Origin of the sequence: Arthrobacter sp. CAN_A214 (genome assembly GCF_015751955.1) — a bacterium.
Taxonomy (GTDB): Bacteria; Actinomycetota; Actinomycetes; order Actinomycetales; family Micrococcaceae; genus Arthrobacter_D.
The window spans coordinates 86,863-104,548 of record NZ_JADOUU010000009.1; the positions used below are offsets into that span (position 1 = coordinate 86,863).

A 17,686-nucleotide genomic window follows, 5' to 3' on the forward strand; every position below is an offset into this window, starting at 1 on the left:
TCAACCCAGCAGCTCCGGCGCGACCAGGAGGATGGGCGGCACGGTCAGCAACAGGGCGGCCGTGCCCAAGACGGTGCCGCGCTGCAGGATGGACAGCGGCGGCAGGGGACTCAGGAGCCTGCGAAGGCGCTGGGCCGTCGCATCCACGGTGCTCGCGGTCCCGGGGTCGAACGCCGGTAGCGCCGTGAGCGCCAGAGGTTCCGGAGGTGTTTGCCATTCGTCGTCGGACACGGGTGGAGGGGACCCCGAGGCGACGATGGCGATAGCGCGCACCAGTGTGGCTTCCTTGACGTGCTTCAGCGCCTCGTCATCCGCGAGCATCTCGATCAGTTCGTTGACCGAGCGCTGCGCCAGCTGGGAGGTCGGCAGCCACGGTAGCGCCGCGCGCCATGCGGCGAAGGCCCAGAGCAGCAGGTGGTGCCGCTGGTGGAGGTGGGCGCGTTCGTGGGTGAGCACGGCGTCGAGCTCTTCGCGGGACAGGAGATCGAGCAGGCCGTCGGACAGTACCGTCACCGACCGGGCTCCGCCGGGAAGGCAATAGGCCACCGGGACCGGGTGGTTGATGACGAGGGTAGCGGGATTGTCGAGCGCGGGTGAACTGAGCAGCCCGAGCAGGTCCCGGTGGCGGCGGCGCTGGCGCCGGATCCGAACGAAGGTCAGCACCAGGGTGAAAATCAGGTGCGCGCCCAGGAGGAAAGCCGCGCTGAGCGCGAAGACATGCACGACGCCGAGTGTCTCGGCCGGCCTCTGGTTCCTGGCAACGTCCCAGAAACCGCCGGCTGCCGACACGAGGTTGTCACCGAGCGGCTCAAGACCCCACACGAGCATTGCGCCGATCATGGACAGGCCGCCGGCGAGTGCTATCGATTGCCAGAGCACCATGGCAGTGAACGGGGCGCGCGCCGGCCACGTTGCCCGGGAGAGCGCAATGGGCGCGGGCCATGCGAGGATGATCGCGAGCGTAGCCAGCAGGTAGGACGCCCAGAACACGAGCGGGTCAGCTGCCGCCGAGCAGCTTGCGGAGTGTCTGTGCTTCCGTTTCGGAGACGCTGCCGATGAAGCGCGCAAGCACCGCTTCCCGGTCCGGCGCGGTGACGAGGACCTCGTGCATCAGCTCCGCTGTGTGGGCTTCGCGGCTGGTGACCGACTTGTACCGGTGGGGTCGGCTGTTCCGCTCGCGTTCCACCAGGCCCTTCTTCTCGAGCCGGGAGAGGACGGTGAGAACCGTGGTGACCGCCAGTTCGCGACCTGTCTCGCCTGACGGTGCCTCGGCGATTGCGTCCCGCAGTTCGTTTGCAGTAAGTGCCTCCGGCGTGGCCCACAGCAGTTCCATCACCGTGCGTTCGAGATCTCCGAGCGTTGCCATGTTCTTCCTTGTTCTTTTTTCGATCAGTTCGCAGTTCACGCTTCCGGCGGGCCGGATCCGCCCCGGTCAGGAGGCAAAGTTCATGAACCTAACTTACAGGCTTACGGCCGGGATTTCTACTCTCCGTAGAAAATGGCTAACTTTCCTTCTACACGCTGTAGAAGTTTGGGATTGCCAACGTAAGGCGCGCTCGGAAGGGTTCTATAGAAGCCTTGGAAACTGCCCGTTGGCAATTCGGAATCACCACTGTCTACCACTTCCTCATGGTCCCGCTGACCATTGAGCTCGGGCTATTTGTCGCAGTTATGCAGACGCTGTGGCACCGCACCGGCCACGAGCACTACCTCCGGATGACGAAGTTCCGGGGGGAAGCTACTCCTCATCAACTTCAGCCTCGGCGTGGCGACGGGCCGGTGCAGGAGTTCCAGGTCGGCATGGCCTGGAGTGAGTACAGCCGTTTCGTCGGTGATCTCCTCGGCGCTCTGCTCGCCATGGAGGCGCTGCTCGCATTCTTCGTGCCGACGGCCGCGCCCTGCCCTCCCGTGGGCCGTAAGACCTCCTGAAGAGCGTCCCGGTGCCGCGGTCGTGCCGCCTTTGGTGATATCGAGCACCTGATCGGGGATGTTGACGAGCTGAGGGAACTCTTTTCCGCGCGGTGCTTCCCTTCATGACCGCCGTTCTGACCGGCTGCGCTGCCCTTCTCACCACGGCGCTGCTGCACCCGGCGGCCCTCGGCCGGCAACTACTTGCCGTGGTGGCTGCCGTCCCCGTCGCGCCCGTAACTGCCGTGCTGAGGAACCGATCCGCTGGCGCGGCAGGCCTGCGACGACGTCGTCACGCTGGGGACAACTGCGACCCGCGGGCAGGCGACGCCGCTTCCGGGCTCGACGCCTCCTTGCCTCTTCGCGCACGGGCACAGTCCCTGACGACGCGGATTCTTCGAAGGGATGCGTTCTTCCGGATCCGGAAGAACCATGGTCACCGAACGCCGGGGCAACCCCGGACCTTCAGACGTTGAAGCGCGGACCACCTGCAGCGGGAAGTCGACGCGACGACCCGCGATCACCGCACCCTGCCATACGCTGGAGGCATGAGCGCGATCGACACCCCGGAACCTGCTGACGGAACCATCAGTGCTGGCACGGCGGCCCGCCCCGCGCTGCCCACGATCCTGTCGTGGCGCCCCCTCGCCTACTCCGACATCGGCGCATGGCTCTCCCTGACCCAACGCATCGCGGCGGCGGACGAGCCGGACTGGGTCGAGCAGCGTGCCGACCTCGAGCAGGCGCTCCGAGCGTCGAAGAACGACGCACGGAGGGACACCATCGCCGGGTTCGGCCCCGACGGCGTCCTGCATGCTTTTGGACGCGTGTCGATGAACAGGGGCTCCTCCCTGGTGCATGGGTCTGGCGGCGTGGATCCCGAGTGGCGGAGGAAGGGCATCGGGCGGGCCATTTTCGGCTGGCAGGCGTGGCGCTCCGCCGTCCGGCTGCAGGAGAACGGCCTGACCGACGGCGTCCTTCGCAACTACGTGGAGGAACGCAACGCGTCGCACCTTGCCCTGCTCGAGGGCAGCGGAAGTTCGATCGTGCGGTACTTCACCGAGATGACCCGGCCCCTGGACCAGCCCATCCCCGAGTTCCCGTTTCCTCCCGAGCTCGAGCTGATCAGCTTCGCCGATGCAGCGGACCGGAATATCTCCGAACTGGTACGCCTCGCACACAATGACGCCTTTCAGGATCACTGGGGGAGCGAGCCGCGGGACCAGGAGTCGTGGCAGTTCACGGTCAGCCACCCCGAGTTCCGGCCGGACTGGAGCCTGGCCCTCGTGGACCGCGCCAAGGGTGAGGTTGCCGCCTACCAACTCGCGAGCCATGACCCCGATTCGAAGGAACTCCTCGGCCATACCGAGGGTTACACCGACCTACTCGGTGTGCGCAGCACGTGGCGCGGGCGAGGACTCGCACCCGCCCTGCTCGCCGAGGCCATGAAACGGTACCGGGCCGCCGGCATGGACAATGCCGGGCTCGGCGTGGACACGGAGAACCCGTCAGGAGCTCTCGGGCTCTATGAACGGATGGGGTACGAGCCGACACAGCGTTCGATCGTCTTCGACCTCCCGCTCGTGGCGCCCGTCCCCTGACCAGGGCGCCGCCGGCGCGCCCTGCCGCCAGGAGCCCTCGATGGCGGGACGTCCGACCCCCGGCAGATACCCGGCTACAGCAGGGTGTCCTGTCCGTCGGCGGGCCCTGAGCCGGTGGAACCGTCCCCAGCCGCCGTGGACAGCGGTGGTGCGGCGGCCCGCATCAGTCCCGTCAGGCTGGGTCCGACGACGTCGATCTCCTGGGTGAGGGCGATGCCGGAACCGTCGCGTCGGCCGTGTTCAGTGGGCAGCGCCCTGGCAACCCCGTTGGCGGCCGCCGCCTTCGCCGGCCCCGGGCCGGCCCATGCCAGGGAGAGGCGGTCCTCGCCGCGGAGGAACCGGTGGGCGCGGACCCCAGCGGTGGCCCGTCCCTTCGCGGGATATTCGTCGAATTCCGTGACCTTCACCGATCCGGGTGAACTGCCGGGCAGTGCGTCCCCCTGCACGGCTATCGTGACCACCACCCCGTCCGTCGCTCCGTCCGCCACCGCACCGAAGTGGAGAACGGTATCGTCGGCCGCGAGCTTGATGCCGGCCACTCCACCGGCGGTACGGCCCTGGGGCCGCACCGCCGAGGCGTTGAAGCGCAGCAGCTGCGCCTGGCGTGTGACGAACACGAGCTGGTCGTCGTCCAGTGCCGCGGCCATGCCCACCACCTCGTCCTTGGGCTTGAGGGAGATAACCTCCCAGTCGTCGCGGTTGAGCGGGTACTCGGGCACCACGCGCTTGACGATTCCCCGCGCCGTCCCCAGGGCGAGGACGGCGTCGAGCGGTGCCAGCCCGACCAGCGTCTCCCCGCGCTGAAGGGTGATGAAATCTCTCGCCGGTACGCCCCCAGCGAGGTTCGGAATGCCCGCAGTGGGCGGCAGGGCGGGCAGGTCCATCACCTGCAGCCGGATCATGCGGCCTGAGGACGCCAACGCCCCGATCTCGGCGCGTGCGGTGATGGGGAGGATGGAGCGGAACGCGTCATGTCGGATGCGCTGGCCGTCGTTCAACGGCTGCCGGTCGGAGGTCCGGGCAAGCTGGCCCGATGCGGAGAAGATGACCCAGCACGGGTCGTCGGCGATCTCGAGGGGCAGGACGGCTCTGGCGCCTTTGCCTGCGGCGACCGGCAACGCCGATCCCCTCACGGGAGCAGAGGCCTCCGATTCGAGCAGCACGGTGCGTCTCGGCGTGGCGAACTGCTCCGAGATCGCGGCGAGCTCGTCCGAGACGAGGGTCCGCAGGCGGCCCTCCGAGCCGAGGATGGCCTCGAGCTCGGCAATGTCGAGCCGGAGCTGCTCCTGTTCCTTCTCGAGCTCGACCCGTGAGTACCGGGTGAGCTGCCGCAGACGGAGTTCAAGGATGTAGTTGGCCTGGATCTCGGAGAGGTCGTAGATGGACATGAGCCGCTCGCGTGCGGCTGCGACCTCATCGGAGGAGCGGATGATCTGGATGACCTCGTCGATGTCGACCAGGGCGATCAGGAGGCCCTCCACCAGGTGCAGCCGGTCGAGCTTACGCTGCAACCGGTACGCGGTGCGTCGTCGCACCACCAGCATGCGGTGGGAGATGTAGACCTGCAGGAGTTCGAGGAGGCCGAGTGTGCGCGGCTGTCCGTCCACCAGCGCCACATTGTTGATCCCGAAGGAGTCCTCCATGGGCGTGTAGCGGTACAGCTGGTCCAGGACGGCATGGGGATTGAAGCCATTCTTGAGCTCGATGACCAGCCGGAGGCCATGCATGCGGTCCGTCAGGTCCACGATGTCCGAAATGCCCTGCAGCTTCTTCGAGGTGACGGCGTCCTTGATCCGCTCGATCACTTTTTCCGGTCCCACGGTGTAGGGGAGTTCGGTCACCACCAGGCCGGTCCTGCGTGCCGAAAGCTGTTCCACCTTCACCGTGGCGCGGGTCTTGAAGGAACCGCGGCCGGTGGCGTAGGCGTCGCGGATGCCGGTCAGTCCGACGATCTTCCCGCCGCTGGGCAGGTCGGGGCCGGGAATGAAGCGGAGGATGTCGTCGAGCCCGGCATCCGGGTTGGTGATCAGGTGGCGTGCCGCCGCAATGACCTCACCGAGGTTGTGCGGAGCCATGTTCGTTGCCATGCCGACGGCGATGCCGCTGGCGCCGTTGACGAGCAGGTTGGGGAACGCTGCGGGCAGCACCTCGGGCTGCATCAGCTGGTTGTCGTAGTTCGGCACGAAGTCCACGACGTCCTCGTCGAGGTGGTTGGTCATCGTGAGGGCCGGAGCCGCGAGGCGGGCCTCCGTGTACCGGGGGGCCGCCGGGCCGTCGTCGAGCGAGCCGAAGTTGCCGTGCCCGTCGATGAGCGGAAGCCGGAGCGAGAAATCCTGGGCCATCCGCACCATGGCGTCGTAGATGGCGGTGTCGCCGTGGGGGTGGAGCTTGCCCATGACCTCGCCCACCACGCGGGCCGACTTCACATGCCCGCGGTCGGGGCGCAGCCCCATGTCGGTCATCATGTAGAGGATGCGGCGCTGCACGGGCTTCAGGCCGTCCCGGGCGTCGGGCAGCGCCCGGGAGTAGATCACCGAATAGGCGTATTCGAGGAACGAATCCTGCATTTCCGCCTCGACGTCGATATCGATGATCTTCTCGGTGAAATCTGCCGGCGGTGCGGTGGTTTGGCGCCTTGCCATAGGAATGGTGCTTCCTCAACGTGATCGGTGGGTCCGGGGCGGGACATCCAGCCCGGCGCTGACGCGCGCAGGCGATGCCCACTAGGGTGAGTCTATGGCGGCCGACGGACATTACCCCGAATACTGGGAAGCGGATGTCGTCCTGCGGGACGGCGGAACCGGGCACTTGAGGCCAATCTCACCCTCCGACGCCGACGCCGTGCAGTCCTTCCACGTCAGCCAGTCGCAGAACTCAATCTACCTCCGGTTCTTCACCTACAAGGCCAAGCTGAGCACCAGGGAGCTCAAGCGGTTCACCGAGGTGGACCACCACGACCGCGTGGCCTTCGTCATCACGCGGGGCTCCGACATCCTTGGGATCGGGCGCTATGACCGGCTCGAGGACCCGCAGGAAGCCGAGGTCGCCTTCAACGTGTCGGACTCCCACCAGGGCCGCGGGCTCGGATCGATCCTCCTTGAACACCTGGCCGCCGCAGCGCGTGAGAACGGCATCCGGCGGTTCTCCGCGGAGGTGCTTCCCGAGAACCGCAAGATGATCACCGTCTTCGCCGAGGCCGGCTACGAGGTGAAGCGGCATTTCGACGACGGCGTGGTGATGTTGAGCTTCGACATCGACGAGACCGCCAAATCGCGCGCGGTCATGGAGGCGCGGGAGCACCGCGCCGAGGCGCGCAGCGTCGCCGAGCTGATGGCGCCGTCGACCATCGCCGTCATCGGTGCGAGCCGCGAGTGGGGGACCGTAGGGTACGCGCTCCTGGAGAACCTCGTTGAGGGTGGTTTCACCGGAACGGTGTACGCCGTCAACCACGAAGCGTTCGAACTGCACGGACTGCTCTCGCATGCCACCCTCGCCGAGGTGCCCGAGCCCGTCGACCTCGCGGTGATCGCCGTGCCGCACGAGCAGGTGGACGCCGTGGTGGACCAGTGTGCCGCCGCCGGTGTGAAGGGACTGCTCGTCGCCACCGCAGGCTACGCCGACGACGGACGAGGGATTGCCGAGCAGCGCGCACTCGTGCACCGTGCACGGGCCCATGGCATGCGGGTGGTGGGGCCGGCGTCGTTGGGCCTCGTCAACACGGATCCGGCGGTGCGGCTGAATGCGTCCATGGCCCCGTCCCTCCCGAGCCGGGGGAACCTGGCCCTGTTCAGCCAGTCCGCCGGCCTCGGCGTGATGCTGTTCGCCGCGGCGAGCCGCCGCGGGCTCGGCTTGTCCTCGGTGATCTCGGCGGGCAACCGTGCCGACGTCTCCGGTAACGACGCCATGCAGTACTGGGAGGACGACGCCGCCACCGGCGCAGTGGGGCTGTACCTCGAGTCCATCGGTAACCCGCGCAAGTTCTCACGCATCGCGCGCCGGCTGGCGCTGACGAAACCGGTCATCGTGGCGAAATCGGACGTCACCGGGCTGCAACTCCCGCCCGGCCACGCCGTCCGCACCACGCAGGCTCCGGGCGGAGCGCTCGATGCGATGCTCCGGCAGTCCGGGGTGATCCGGGTCGAAACGACCGAGCAACTCATGGATGTGGCCCAGATCGTCTCCTCCCAGCCGCTGCCGGACGGACCAAACATCGCGGTTTTCAGCAATTCCTCCGGTTTGGGGAAGGTGGTGGCCGACGCCGTCGCGGCGCAGTCCCTGACGGTTGCACGGCTTGTCACCGACCTCGACCTGGACACTGGGATGTCGGTTGCCCTGCCGGCACTCGAGGACGCCGTCTCCGCCGCGCTCGCTGACGGCGCGGTGAATGGCGCCGTCGTCACCACGCTGCCCGCGCGGGGCCTGAGTGCCGAAGCGATCGCCGAATGCCTGCGACGCTGCGGGGAGAGGGCGGGAAAGCCCGTCGTCGCTTCCTTCACCGGTGTCCTGGACCAGCGGCTGCAGCCCGACGGCATCGAACACGGCATCCCCTGCTTCCCCAGCCCGGGAGCCGCCCTCGCTGCCCTGGGGGCGGTGGCGAAGTACACGCAGTGGCGGGTGCGGGACCACGGCGAGTTCATCGACCCCGAGGGTACCGATTCCGACGCCGCCTCGGCTCAGCTCGCGGGGATCCTCCGCCGCGTCACCGGTGTCGGGCTGACCCGCCTGGCGCCCGACGAGAGCGCCGAGCTGATGATGCACTACGGCATCGAGCTGGTACCGGCGATGCGGTTCGAGTCCGTGGAAGAGGCCGTCGCGGCCGCCGACAGGCTCGGGTGGCCGGTCGCGCTGAAAACCATGGACGAGCACCTCCGTCACCGGCTGGACCTCGGTGGCGTTCGGCTGAACATCGATACCCCGGCAGCGCTGGAGCACAACATCGGGCAGATGGAAAAGGTCCTGGCGCCCTTCGGCAGCTTCGGCATGGAAATCCAGGCCATGGTGCCGGCGGGACAGGCCTGCACGCTCCGGGCCATTGAGGATCCGCTCCTGGGCCCCGTGGTGTCCTTCGGGATGGCCGGAGACGCCGTCAACCTGCTCGACGACTGGGGCCACGCCGTTCCTCCGCTGAGCACCGTCGACGTCTCGGATCTCGTGCGGACCCCCCGGGCGTCGCGGAGGCTGTTCGGCTACCAGGGCCTGCCGCCGGCCGACGTCGGTGCCATCGAGGATCTCGTCGCACGGGTTGCGCTGCTGAAGGACCGCCACCCGGAGATCGCGCTGCTGGAATTCAATCCGGTACTCGTGTCGACCGCCGGGCTGTCCATCCTTGGGGCCCGTATTGACGTGGGCAATCCCCAACAGCGCACCGACAGTGCCCGCCGGGCGATGCGGGACTAGGGTGCCTCGCCGGTAGGCTTGAGTCATGACCCCTTCGCTTTCCGCGCAGCGCCGCGACCTCGACTCCTCCCTTGAGCGTGCCGGATTCTATCCGCGCCTGGTCGCCGACGTGGTCCACGACGCCCTTGACGGCCGGGAGCCGCTCTCCCATGTGGCTCACCTCGAGACCCACTTCGAACGCACCGAAGTCCACCGTCACATCACGGTGCTGGTCCTCACCGAGGACATGCTCGTGATCACCCATGTGGACGACCAGCAGCTCGACGAAACAGGCGAGCAGGTCATGGCCCAGATCTCCACGGAATCGGTGCCCGTCAGCCAGATCCGCTCCGTGGTGCTCAGCTACCTCTACGCGCAGCCGCAGGACTACAAGCCGTCCGACCAGACGCGCGAGATGACCCTGGCCATCGCCTGGTCCGGAGGCCAGCGCCTCGACATGGGACCCGCAAGCTGCGGAGACGCCCAGTGCGATGCCGACCACGGGTACACCGGGACCGTCGCCCAGGAGGACATCGTGCTCCGGGTCAGCGCCGAGGCCGACGGCGTGCAGGCCGTGCAGAACGCCAAGTCCTTCGCCCGGGCCCTGCGCCAGGTGAATACCGCGAGTTCGACCGGCGGTGGGCTGGTCCTCACCTCCGACGCCGGTGGACGCCGCCAGCCAGGGTTCGGCGGCCGCTTCACGCGTGCGCACCACCAGCGGTAGTCGTGGTGCCTTCGAACGCCGACGAGCCGCTGCCCCCGCCCCCTCCCTTCGGCACGGGAACGGTTGCCGAGGTACTGACCAGTGCCGCTGCCGCGTTGGGACTCGAGACGTTCTCCAATGCCCTCGGGCTTCCCGCCGCACGCCGGGTGTGCGTGGTGATGGTGGACGGCCTCGGACTGTCGCTGCTCAGGAAGTACGCGGGCCACGCGCCTTTCCTGCGCCAGAAGCTGGACGGTGGGCAACGCCTCAGCGCCGCCTTTCCCTCGACGACGGCGGCTTCGCTGGCGAGCCTCGGCACCGGGCTGCCCCCGGGTCAGCACGGCATGGTGGGGTACGACGTCCTCGACCCGGCACAGGACAAAGTGGTCAACATGCTGGGCCGATGGGATGACCAGGTGGACCCCCTCCGCTGGCAGCCACATCCCACGGTTTTCGAACGGGTCGCCGCGGAGTTGCCGGTCCTCACGGTCAGCCAGCCACGGTTCGCAGACTCACCGATGACCAGGGCAGCCCTGCGCGGCGGCGGCTTCGCGGGAGGGAACACGGTCCAGGCGCGGATCCGGCTCGCGGCGGAGCAGCTGGCCGGGTCGGAGTCGATGCTGATGTACTTCTACCTCAATGATCTGGACAAGGCCGGCCACAGGTACGGCGCGAACTCGGCCGAATGGCTGAGCCGCCTGGAGGACCTCGATTTCGCCATGCGCTCCCTCGTGAAGCAGGTCCCGCCGGACACGCTCGTCCTCCTCACCGCCGACCACGGCATGGTCGACGTCGAGCCTTCGAAGAGATTCGACTTCTCGGCCCAGGAGTCCCTGGTGGACGGTATCGCGCATACGGCGGGCGAGCCGCGGCTCGTGCATCTGTACTGTGAACCGGGGCTCGATGCAGCCGGACGGAACGGGCTTTCCTCCCGGTGGCAGGAAGCGTACGGAAAGTCCGCGTGGGTGCTGACACGGGATGAGGCGGTGAACGGCGGGTTCTTCGGACCCGTGGCTCCGACCGTCCTGCCCCGCATCGGGGACCTGCTTATCGCCGCACGGGAGCCGATCGCCCTGTTCGATGCGCGCCGGTCCTCGGAATCCGCCCGCGAAGTGGTGGGCCAGCACGGCTCCTGGACCCGAGCCGAGCGCGAGGTGCCGTTGCTGACACTCGCCCGGCCCGGCAAGCCGCTGCAGCCGGCGGTCCGTGCCGGCCGGACGGCAGGCGCCTCCCGTGGCTGAGCTGGTCTTCTTCTCGAGAACGATGGACTGCGGAAAATCGACGCTCGCTCTCCAGATGGACCACAATCATCGGGCACGCGGGCGCCGGGGAGTGCTGTTCAGCTCCCATGACCGCGCTGGGGAATCGATAATCTCCAGCCGCCTCGGTCTTCAGGTGGACGCCGTCGAGGTGCGCCCCGGGTCGAACTTCTGGACCGAGATCGCCGACCGGCTGACCAACGGTGCACGCGTCGACTACCTCATCTGCGACGAAGCGCAGTTCTACACGAGCCGGCAGATCGACCAGCTGGCAAGGATCGTCGATGAGATGACGATCGACGTCTTCGCCTTCGGCATCACATCCGATTTCCGCACGCACCTTTTCCCCGGGTCGCAGCGCCTCATCGAGCTCGCCGACCGAATTCAGGTCCTGCAGGTCGAAGCGCTCTGCTGGTGCGGCCGTCGCGCCACGCACAACGCGAGGGTCGTGGACGGTGTGATGGTGGTCGAGGGCGACCAGATGGTGGTGGGCAACGTGGATCAGCAGGAGGACGGCGGCATGCAGGCCTACGGACACCCGAGCTCGGGATCCGGAGGCAGGCCGGGCGCCGCCGATACGTCGGTCGGCTACGAAACCCTGTGCCGCAGGCACCATATGCGCAGGCAGACCGCCCGGACCGTCCCGTCACTGCAGGGTAACGAGATGCCACTGCCGTTCGGGGCAGCCTGAACTGCCTGCGCTGCTACCCAGCCGTCATTGCCGAAGGCGCCAGGGTGGCCGGGTCCACGAGCAGAAAGCGGACCAGCTGCCCTGGCGGCAGCTGGGCTGCGAGGGAGACGTCCTCGGCCGCCACCACACCGATCACCGGGTAGCCACCGGTGACCGGCTGGTCCGCCAGGAACAGGACGGGTTGCCCCGAGGGAGGAACCTGGAGCGCCCCGACCACCGTGCCCTCGCTGGGTAGCTCCCCCGACCGCGCCCTTTCCAGCACTCCTGCCTCCTCCGTCCGGGCGGGGTCGGTGCTCGAAACCGCCAGGCGCACGCCCACGCGGTTCGACTGGTTCGTCACCCTCCATTCCCGGGTGAGGAGAGCCTTGATGGCCTGGTCGGTGAACCAGTCATTCCGCGGGCCGAGGGTGATCCGCAGCTCCATGGTCCCGGCACCCAGACGGAGCATCGTCTCCTCGGGGGAACCCACGGGCGGGAGCCCCCGCACGGCTCCGACGGGAAGCACCGCACCCGGCGCCAGGGGAGCGGGCCCGATTCCGGACAGTGTGTCGGATGATCTGCTGCCGAGGACCGGCAGGACATCGAACCCGCCGCGCACTGCGACATAGCTGCGAAGCCCTGCAGTCGGTGTGCCGAGGGCGAGCAGGTCACCGTCGAGCAGTGCGAAGGGGTGGCCCATGGCAGGCTTCCGCGGGGTTCCCGGGCCCGAAACGCGGAGCGGAACCGGGGCGCCGGTGACGGCGACCACCTGGTCGCCGTGCGCCCGAAGCGACAGCCCGCCCAGCAGGTTCTCGACGACGGCCGCACCGGCCTGGTTGCCGACGAGGCGGTTGGCCTGGCGTGCCGACGGCTGGTCCGCCGCACCGGACGGGGAGACGCCGAGGTCACCGTTGCCGGGGCGGCCGAGGTCCTGCAGGAGGGACAGCAGGCCGGCGGACGCGACCTCGAGTCCGGCGTCGGGCCCGGCGGGTTCTCGTCGCTTGCCCGATGGCGTAGCGGAATTCCCGAGGTCGGCCAGTTCGCGGACCGCCCGGTAGCGCACGGTATCGCCGGGCCGGACGAGGGCCGGCTGCTCCCGCTCCAGGTCCCACATCCGCGCCGCCGTCGTTCCGATGATCTGCCAGCCGCCGGGGGACCGGCGCGGGTAGATCGCGGAGAACTCGCCGCCGAGTGCTACGGATCCCGCCGGAACGGCGGTACGGGGGGTGGTGCGGCGCGGAACGTGCAGGCGCCGGTCCTCCCCGACCAGATAGGTGAAGCCGGGGGCGAATCCGCCGAACGCACCGCTCCACGGCTGGCCGGTGTGGGCGCTGATCACGCCGTCGCGGCCGAGGCCGGTGAGCCGCCCGACCTCGTCGAGGTCAACGCCGTCGTACACTACTTCGATCGTCACTTCGCGCCCGCCGGGCCGGCCGGACGTCGGAGGATCCAGGTGCGGCAGGGCCGCAGCGGCGGAGACCGCCGCCTCGTGGCCGGAGAAACGGACCAGCACCGTTCGGGCGCCGGCTACGGCGTCGAGCTGCCCCGGCAGCGGCTGCGCGGTGAGCCGCCGGTGCAGGGCGAGCACGTCCGGGAGGGTCGAAACCTCCGCGAGGACTGCCCGAGGGCCTGCCCAGCGCACCGCGATGCTACTCACACGAAGCTCCGAACGGATACACCGGCTTCCTCGAGTGCGGTGCGCACCGCGCCGGCCATCGCCACCGCGCCGGGCGTGTCACCATGCACGCAGATGCTGTCGGCGCGGACGTCGAACACCGAACCGTCCCGCGCGGTGATCTGTCCCTGGGTAGCAAGGCGCACCATGTTGTCCGCGATCTGCCGGGAGTCGTGCAGCACGGCGCCGTCCTCCTGACGAGGGACCAGGGTACCGTCCGGGTTGTAGGCGCGGTCGGCGAAGGCCTCGGAGAGCGCCCTCATGCCCCTTGCCTCGGCGCGTGAGCGTGCCACGGCCTCGGGGAGGAGCAGCAGCGGCAGTCCGGGGTCGAAGGCGTGGACGGCGTCGACCACCGCCTGGGCGTGGATCTCGTGGTGGACGATGGTGTTGTAGAGCGCGCCGTGTGGTTTCACGTATCTGATCCCGGCTCCTGCGGCCTGCGCGAGGGCCTGGAGTGCGCCCAGCTGGTACAGGACGTCGTCGGCGAGCTCCGTGGCCGAGCAGTCCAGGAACCTCCGGCCGAACCCGGCCAGATCCCGGTACCCCACGTGGGCGCCGATGGTCACTCCGGCAGCGACGGCGTCGCGGCAGGTCCGCGCGATGGTGCTGGGGTCCCCGGCATGGAAGCCGCAGGCCACGTTGGCGCTGGAGACGTGCTGGAACACGGCGGCGTCGTCGCCCAGGATCCAGGTGCCGAAGGATTCGCCGACGTCACTGTTCAGGTCGATGGAGGGCAAGGGGACCTCCGTCCCCCAGCACTGGTTCCCGATCCATACCCGGCTGCCCAGCCCAGCGCTAGTCGCCCTTCGTGCCGAACACGATCTGGTCCCAGCTGGGGACGCTTGACCGTTTGGGCTTGTTGCGGCGGTCCGCAGGCTCATCGGTCCTAGCGGGTGCCACTCCCTGATTCTTCCGGGTCTGCGGCTCCTCGGAAGGCTTTGCCTCATCGTGCGGGCTTTCCTGTGCGGCCGGTCCCGACACGGATTTTCCGCCGTCTCGTCCCGATCCTGCCGGCCTGGCGAAGATGCTGATCTCGCGTGTATCTGCGCTGACCCCGTCGTACAGTTTCGGGCTGCCGTCCTCGTGACGTGTTCCGCTGTCGTCGTCCGCCGGCAGCGCCGGGGCCAGTCCGAGCCCGGCAGGTATCGACTCCGCGGCGGCGTGGTCCGGAGCGTTGTCCGCGGAGTCGCGGTCATCCGCTTCATTCCGCGGGTGGGCGGCGGGGATGCTGCCCCTCGTGAGGAGTTCGGCCAGTGCGTCGTCGCCCTCCTCGTCAGCGCCGAGGCGCTGGCCGCGACGGGACCTCAGGACGTCAAGGAGACCGTCGGGGTCGGAACCCGCCGTGGGGCCGTCGTCGTCCTTCTCCGCTTCGAAGTCGAAGACGCGGTCGGCGACGGCGCTGAGCCGCCGCGCCGGAAGCGGCCCGTCGAGCGGTTCGAGCTCGCTGAGGACCTGCGCCCAGCGGTTCGCATTGGTGAGGATGCGGCGCGTCGGATTGAAGGTCCACTGTGCGGGAGGGTCCTCACCGATGGACACCGTGCTGCCTTCGGGTAGCGCGAAGCGCGCCACCACGAGCCACACGCCGTCGGCCCGCCTCCACGAGTCCCAGTCGACGCCGGCCGGGTCGATCCCGTAGGCCTGTAGACGGAACGCGACCATGTCGCCGAGCTGTGCCGGGTTGTTGCCGAAGGCGGAGCGGTACCCGTCGTGGAAGGGCACGGGGGAAGCTACTTCGACGCGCTGGGCGAGGTACGCCATGTAGTCGCGCTCCGCGCGGATGGGTCCCTCGTACCGTAGGACGTGATCGAGTTCGAGGCCCGATTCGGCGGCCACTTCCTCGGCGCTTGCACCGCTTCGGATGCGTGCCTGGATGTCCTTGGGGGTGAGATGCACGGCTGCCTGTCCATTGGTCGGAGGAAGGGGGGCAACACGGGTCGACGGCCGTGTGCTCGCGATCCTCAACGCTTCGTTGATCGGCAGGCGGAAAGTAGTGCCCTCGTCGCCGCTGAGCAGCAGGTGTGCGCCATTCTCATGGACGCCCACCAGACGTAGCTCCTGCATTCAATCCTCCAGCCGACAGTTATCTCTAGGTGAAACTGTGCCATTGAATGGCTCCCATTCCTACTACACCCGGTGGCGTGGCGCGGAACTGGCGCCACGGTGTGGATTACGGCAGAAATGCTGAACAATAATGCTGGACTCCAATGGCAGGACAGAAGAAAGGCGGCAGGAAAACTGATGACAGACCAGTCCCCGGTGATCGATGAGGACGAGATTGCAGCAGCGGATTCCTTCGAGTTGCCGGGCGCCGACATGTCGGGCGATGAACCGGTGGTCGAGTTCCTGGCGGCCCAGGCCGACGAATTCACGTGCTCGTCGTGCTTCCTGGTGCGGCACCGCTCCCAGATCGCAGAAAACGAAGGTGGCTTGCTCTACTGCCTGGATTGTCGGGGCTGAGCCGGCGGAACCCGCTCAGGAGGCCAGCGCCGCCACCAGCTTCTCCGGTTTCCGCGTGGAGGTGAGCCAGTAGGGGGTCCGGTCCTCGGGATCGACCACCTCGATCTTCACGACCGGGGAGATCCAGCCCCGGATGCACAGGTAGGCCAGCCCGTGGAGGGAAGTGCCGCGTTCGCGGGTGGCGTCCTCCCCCCGGTACAGCTCCACGGATCCCAGGTAGCGCCGCTCGATGGTGGCCCGTCCAACCGTCAGCGTCGAGCGTGTCACCGCGATGCGCGGGGTGGAGAGGATGAGCAGGGTCGTGATGATTCCGGCCAGAACTACGGCGGCAAGGTAGCCGATGCTGATGTCGATCGGCGCGAACGTCACGATCGCGGCGCTGGAGACTCCCGCCGCTATCAGCCAGATCCACGGGGACGGCCACAGCTTCTCCTCGTAGAGAACGACGTCGGCGGATCCTTCTGCGGCGTTTGGCATGCTCCAACCATTCCATCTTTTCCGGCGGGTTTCATCCCGGCCACCAGGCGACGGTAGGGCAAAGGGGCTAAAGTAATTCCCTGTACCTGCCGCGGTCCCGGCGGACCGGGTGTTCCGGCGGTGAGGAGCGAAAGTTGGGGGTGCGCAAAATCCCCACCTGTGATGAGACCCGATTGCCTAGACCCCCGATTGTTGGAGACGCTGGTGCCTGACACACAAGAGGACCTGCCGGTCCAGATTCGAATGCTCGACGACGGCCTCGAGGTTCCGGCCTATGCCACGCCCGGAGATGCCGGCGCGGACCTTTGCAGCCGGGTGGATCTTTCCCTCGCTCCGGGGGAGCGGCTCCTCGTCCCCACGGGTGTCGCCATCGCGCTGCCCGAGGGATACGCAGGCTTCGTCCACCCCCGCTCGGGACTCGCCGCGCGGCACGGGCTCACGATCGTCAACGCACCCGGCACCGTGGACGCAGGTTACCGCGGCGAGATCAAGGTATGCCTGCTGAACACCGACCGCGGCAACACCGTTCATCTCTCCCGAGGCGACCGCATTGCCCAACTGGTCATCCAACGGGTGGCCCGCGCCGAATTCCAGCAGGTCAGCCAGTTGCCGCAGTCGGTCAGGGGCACGGGCGGATTCGGTTCGACGGGCGGGTTCACCGCGGGCACCGGATCACCCGCCGAACAGGACGGGTTCCGGAGGGACGAGAGCAGCCGGACATGACTTTCACCCTGTTTCATGGTGCGCACCGGATGGCGTGCACCCAGCATCGAGGACACAATCGTCAAGGGAAAGGAACCCACTCATGGTTTTTGGGCGCCTGAAGAAGAACAAGCAGGACGAGGCGGCTGCGGGACCCGCCGATGGGCAGGCAGCTGACGCTGGAGACGCGGTGAAGGCCGACGCCGGGACGGAAGTGGTCAGTGCCGCATTCATTCGCGACAGCGGGCCGTTCGATTCCGCCGAGAAGGAAGCGCTCGACGGCTACATCGATCTCGGCGCGCTCCGCATCGGTGCGGCAGAGGGCCTCCAGCTCCGGTTGGAGGTCGAGGAGAAAACCAAGCGGGTCATCGCCGTGACACTGGACCTCAACGGATCCACTCTCCAGCTGCAGGCGTTCGCCGCTCCGCGCACGGGAGGCATCTGGGACGACATCCGCGAGCAGATCGGACGGTCGGTCGGGTCACAGGGCGGAACCGTCGAGGAGAAGAGCGGAACCTTCGGCACTGAACTGATGGCGAAGCTGCCGGCGCAACTGCCCGACGGCCAGCCCGGTCACCGTGTGGCGCGATTCGTCGGAGTGGACGGTCCGCGATGGTTCCTTCGGGGTGTCTTCGGAGGACGCGCGGCGATCGACGCCAACAATGCGGCACCCGTCGAGGCGCTTTTCCGCAGCGTCGTGGTGGTGCGCGGCGACCATCCGCTGCCCCCGCGGGAGCTCCTGCCGCTGCGGCTGCCCAAGGATGCGCAGACGACGCCGCCTCCGCAAGCACCTGCCCGCCCGGACCTCAACCCCCTCGAGCGCGGCCCCGAGATCACCGAGATCAGGTAGAGATTGGT

General features: G+C 68.2%; 17 protein-coding genes. 10 read left to right on the forward strand and 7 right to left on the reverse strand.

Annotated features, from left to right (window positions below):
• Together IWX65_RS09910 and IWX65_RS09915 are read right to left on the reverse strand one after the other, a co-directional pair.
• The gene (locus IWX65_RS09910; RefSeq protein WP_196882511.1) at window positions 1-990 is read right to left on the reverse strand and encodes a M48 family metalloprotease; all 990 of its coding nucleotides are present in this window, start codon (window positions 988-990) and stop codon (window positions 1-3) included.
• 7 nt (window positions 991-997) lie between these two features.
• Entirely contained in the window at window positions 998-1,366 is a 369-nt protein-coding gene (locus IWX65_RS09915; RefSeq protein ID WP_196882512.1) for a BlaI/MecI/CopY family transcriptional regulator, read from the reverse strand.
• 212 nt (window positions 1,367-1,578) lie between these two features.
• Here IWX65_RS09915 and IWX65_RS09920 point away from each other — a divergent pair, with 212 nt between their 5' ends.
• From IWX65_RS09920 to IWX65_RS09930, 3 genes are all read left to right on the forward strand, one after another.
• Window positions 1,579-1,929 (forward strand): cytochrome ubiquinol oxidase subunit I, encoded by a 351-nt coding sequence (locus IWX65_RS09920; RefSeq protein ID WP_196882513.1) that lies wholly within the window; start codon window positions 1,579-1,581, stop codon window positions 1,927-1,929.
• A gap of 104 nt (window positions 1,930-2,033) precedes the next feature.
• Entirely contained in the window at window positions 2,034-2,384 is a 351-nt protein-coding gene (locus IWX65_RS09925) for a hypothetical protein (RefSeq protein WP_196882514.1), read from the forward strand.
• Window positions 2,385-2,456: 72 nt separating this feature from the next.
• Window positions 2,457-3,509, forward strand: a complete 1,053-nt coding sequence (locus IWX65_RS09930) for a GNAT family N-acetyltransferase (RefSeq protein ID WP_196882515.1) — start codon at window positions 2,457-2,459, stop codon at window positions 3,507-3,509.
• Between the two features lie 74 nt (window positions 3,510-3,583).
• Here IWX65_RS09930 and IWX65_RS09935 read toward each other — a convergent pair whose 3' ends face one another.
• Window positions 3,584-6,151, reverse strand: coding sequence for a DNA gyrase/topoisomerase IV subunit A (locus IWX65_RS09935; protein ID WP_196882517.1), 2,568 nt, complete (start codon window positions 6,149-6,151; stop codon window positions 3,584-3,586).
• A 94-nt stretch (window positions 6,152-6,245) separates the two neighbouring features.
• Here IWX65_RS09935 and IWX65_RS09940 point away from each other — a divergent pair, with 94 nt between their 5' ends.
• Genes IWX65_RS09940 through IWX65_RS09955 form a run of 4 tightly spaced genes read left to right on the forward strand, consistent with a single transcriptional unit; the run spans window position 6,246 to window position 11,538 of the window.
• Window positions 6,246-8,906: a bifunctional acetate--CoA ligase family protein/GNAT family N-acetyltransferase gene (locus IWX65_RS09940; RefSeq protein WP_196882519.1), complete on the forward strand. Its 2,661-nt coding sequence runs from the start codon at window positions 6,246-6,248 to the stop codon at window positions 8,904-8,906.
• A 25-nt stretch (window positions 8,907-8,931) separates the two neighbouring features.
• Window positions 8,932-9,609 carry a DUF5998 family protein gene (locus tag IWX65_RS09945; RefSeq protein ID WP_196882521.1) on the forward strand — a complete coding sequence of 226 codons (678 nt, stop codon included), beginning with the start codon at window positions 8,932-8,934 and terminating at the stop codon, window positions 9,607-9,609.
• Window positions 9,610-9,611: 2 nt separating this feature from the next.
• Window positions 9,612-10,829 (forward strand): alkaline phosphatase family protein, encoded by a 1,218-nt coding sequence (locus tag IWX65_RS09950; protein ID WP_196882523.1) that lies wholly within the window; start codon window positions 9,612-9,614, stop codon window positions 10,827-10,829.
• Window positions 10,822-11,538 carry a thymidine kinase gene (locus tag IWX65_RS09955; protein WP_196882525.1) on the forward strand — a complete coding sequence of 239 codons (717 nt, stop codon included), beginning with the start codon at window positions 10,822-10,824 and terminating at the stop codon, window positions 11,536-11,538. Before IWX65_RS09950 ends, IWX65_RS09955 begins: the two co-directional genes overlap by 8 nt.
• A gap of 13 nt (window positions 11,539-11,551) precedes the next feature.
• Here the strand turns inward: IWX65_RS09955 and IWX65_RS09960 are convergent, their stop codons facing one another.
• From IWX65_RS09960 to sepH, 3 genes are read right to left on the reverse strand one after another with little or no spacing between them, the layout of a single operon-like run.
• The gene (locus tag IWX65_RS09960; RefSeq protein WP_196882527.1) at window positions 11,552-13,174 is read right to left on the reverse strand and encodes a 5-oxoprolinase/urea amidolyase family protein; all 1,623 of its coding nucleotides are present in this window, start codon (window positions 13,172-13,174) and stop codon (window positions 11,552-11,554) included.
• On the reverse strand, window positions 13,171-13,929 hold the full coding sequence (locus tag IWX65_RS09965; protein WP_196882529.1) for a LamB/YcsF family protein: 759 nt from the start codon (window positions 13,927-13,929) through the stop codon (window positions 13,171-13,173). The genes IWX65_RS09960 and IWX65_RS09965 overlap by 4 nt, the downstream gene beginning before the upstream one ends.
• Window positions 13,930-13,987: 58 nt before the next feature.
• Window positions 13,988-15,253 carry a septation protein SepH gene (gene sepH / locus IWX65_RS09970; protein ID WP_196882531.1) on the reverse strand — a complete coding sequence of 422 codons (1,266 nt, stop codon included), beginning with the start codon at window positions 15,251-15,253 and terminating at the stop codon, window positions 13,988-13,990.
• Between the two features lie 117 nt (window positions 15,254-15,370).
• On the opposite strand from sepH, the gene IWX65_RS09975 reads away from it, so the two are divergent.
• Window positions 15,371-15,649: a DUF4193 family protein gene (locus tag IWX65_RS09975; RefSeq protein WP_196882571.1), complete on the forward strand. Its 279-nt coding sequence runs from the start codon at window positions 15,371-15,373 to the stop codon at window positions 15,647-15,649.
• Window positions 15,650-15,664: 15 nt separating this feature from the next.
• Here IWX65_RS09975 and IWX65_RS09980 read toward each other — a convergent pair whose 3' ends face one another.
• The gene (locus IWX65_RS09980; protein WP_196882533.1) at window positions 15,665-16,126 is read right to left on the reverse strand and encodes a DUF3093 domain-containing protein; all 462 of its coding nucleotides are present in this window, start codon (window positions 16,124-16,126) and stop codon (window positions 15,665-15,667) included.
• Window positions 16,127-16,288: 162 nt separating this feature from the next.
• Between IWX65_RS09980 and dut the strand changes: the two genes are divergently transcribed.
• Window positions 16,289-16,849 carry a dUTP diphosphatase gene (gene dut, locus IWX65_RS09985; RefSeq protein WP_196882573.1) on the forward strand — a complete coding sequence of 187 codons (561 nt, stop codon included), beginning with the start codon at window positions 16,289-16,291 and terminating at the stop codon, window positions 16,847-16,849.
• Between the two features lie 82 nt (window positions 16,850-16,931).
• Complete coding sequence (locus IWX65_RS09990) at window positions 16,932-17,678, forward strand: DUF3710 domain-containing protein (RefSeq protein ID WP_196882535.1); 747 nt, start codon at window positions 16,932-16,934, stop codon at window positions 17,676-17,678.
• The last annotated feature ends 8 nt before the right edge of the window (window positions 17,679-17,686 follow it).

Bases quoted from the DNA above. Each gene is read 5' to 3' on its own strand.
- IWX65_RS09940 (WP_196882519.1), top strand. From the start codon at position 6,246: ATGGCGGCCGACGGACATTACCCCGAATACTGGGAAGCGGATGTCGTC.
- sepH (WP_196882531.1), bottom strand. From the start codon at position 15,253: ATGCAGGAGCTACGTCTGGTGGGCGTCCATGAGAATGGCGCACACCTG.
- IWX65_RS09990 (WP_196882535.1), top strand. From the start codon at position 16,932: ATGGTTTTTGGGCGCCTGAAGAAGAACAAGCAGGACGAGGCGGCTGCG.
- IWX65_RS09925 (WP_196882514.1), top strand. From the start codon at position 2,034: ATGACCGCCGTTCTGACCGGCTGCGCTGCCCTTCTCACCACGGCGCTG.
- IWX65_RS09980 (WP_196882533.1), bottom strand. From the start codon at position 16,126: ATGCCAAACGCCGCAGAAGGATCCGCCGACGTCGTTCTCTACGAGGAG.
- IWX65_RS09945 (WP_196882521.1), top strand. From the start codon at position 8,932: ATGACCCCTTCGCTTTCCGCGCAGCGCCGCGACCTCGACTCCTCCCTT.
- IWX65_RS09930 (WP_196882515.1), top strand. From the start codon at position 2,457: ATGAGCGCGATCGACACCCCGGAACCTGCTGACGGAACCATCAGTGCT.
- IWX65_RS09915 (WP_196882512.1), bottom strand. From the start codon at position 1,366: ATGGCAACGCTCGGAGATCTCGAACGCACGGTGATGGAACTGCTGTGG.
- IWX65_RS09935 (WP_196882517.1), bottom strand. From the start codon at position 6,151: ATGGCAAGGCGCCAAACCACCGCACCGCCGGCAGATTTCACCGAGAAG.
- IWX65_RS09975 (WP_196882571.1), top strand. From the start codon at position 15,371: ATGCTGAACAATAATGCTGGACTCCAATGGCAGGACAGAAGAAAGGCG.
- dut (WP_196882573.1), top strand. From the start codon at position 16,289: ATGAGACCCGATTGCCTAGACCCCCGATTGTTGGAGACGCTGGTGCCT.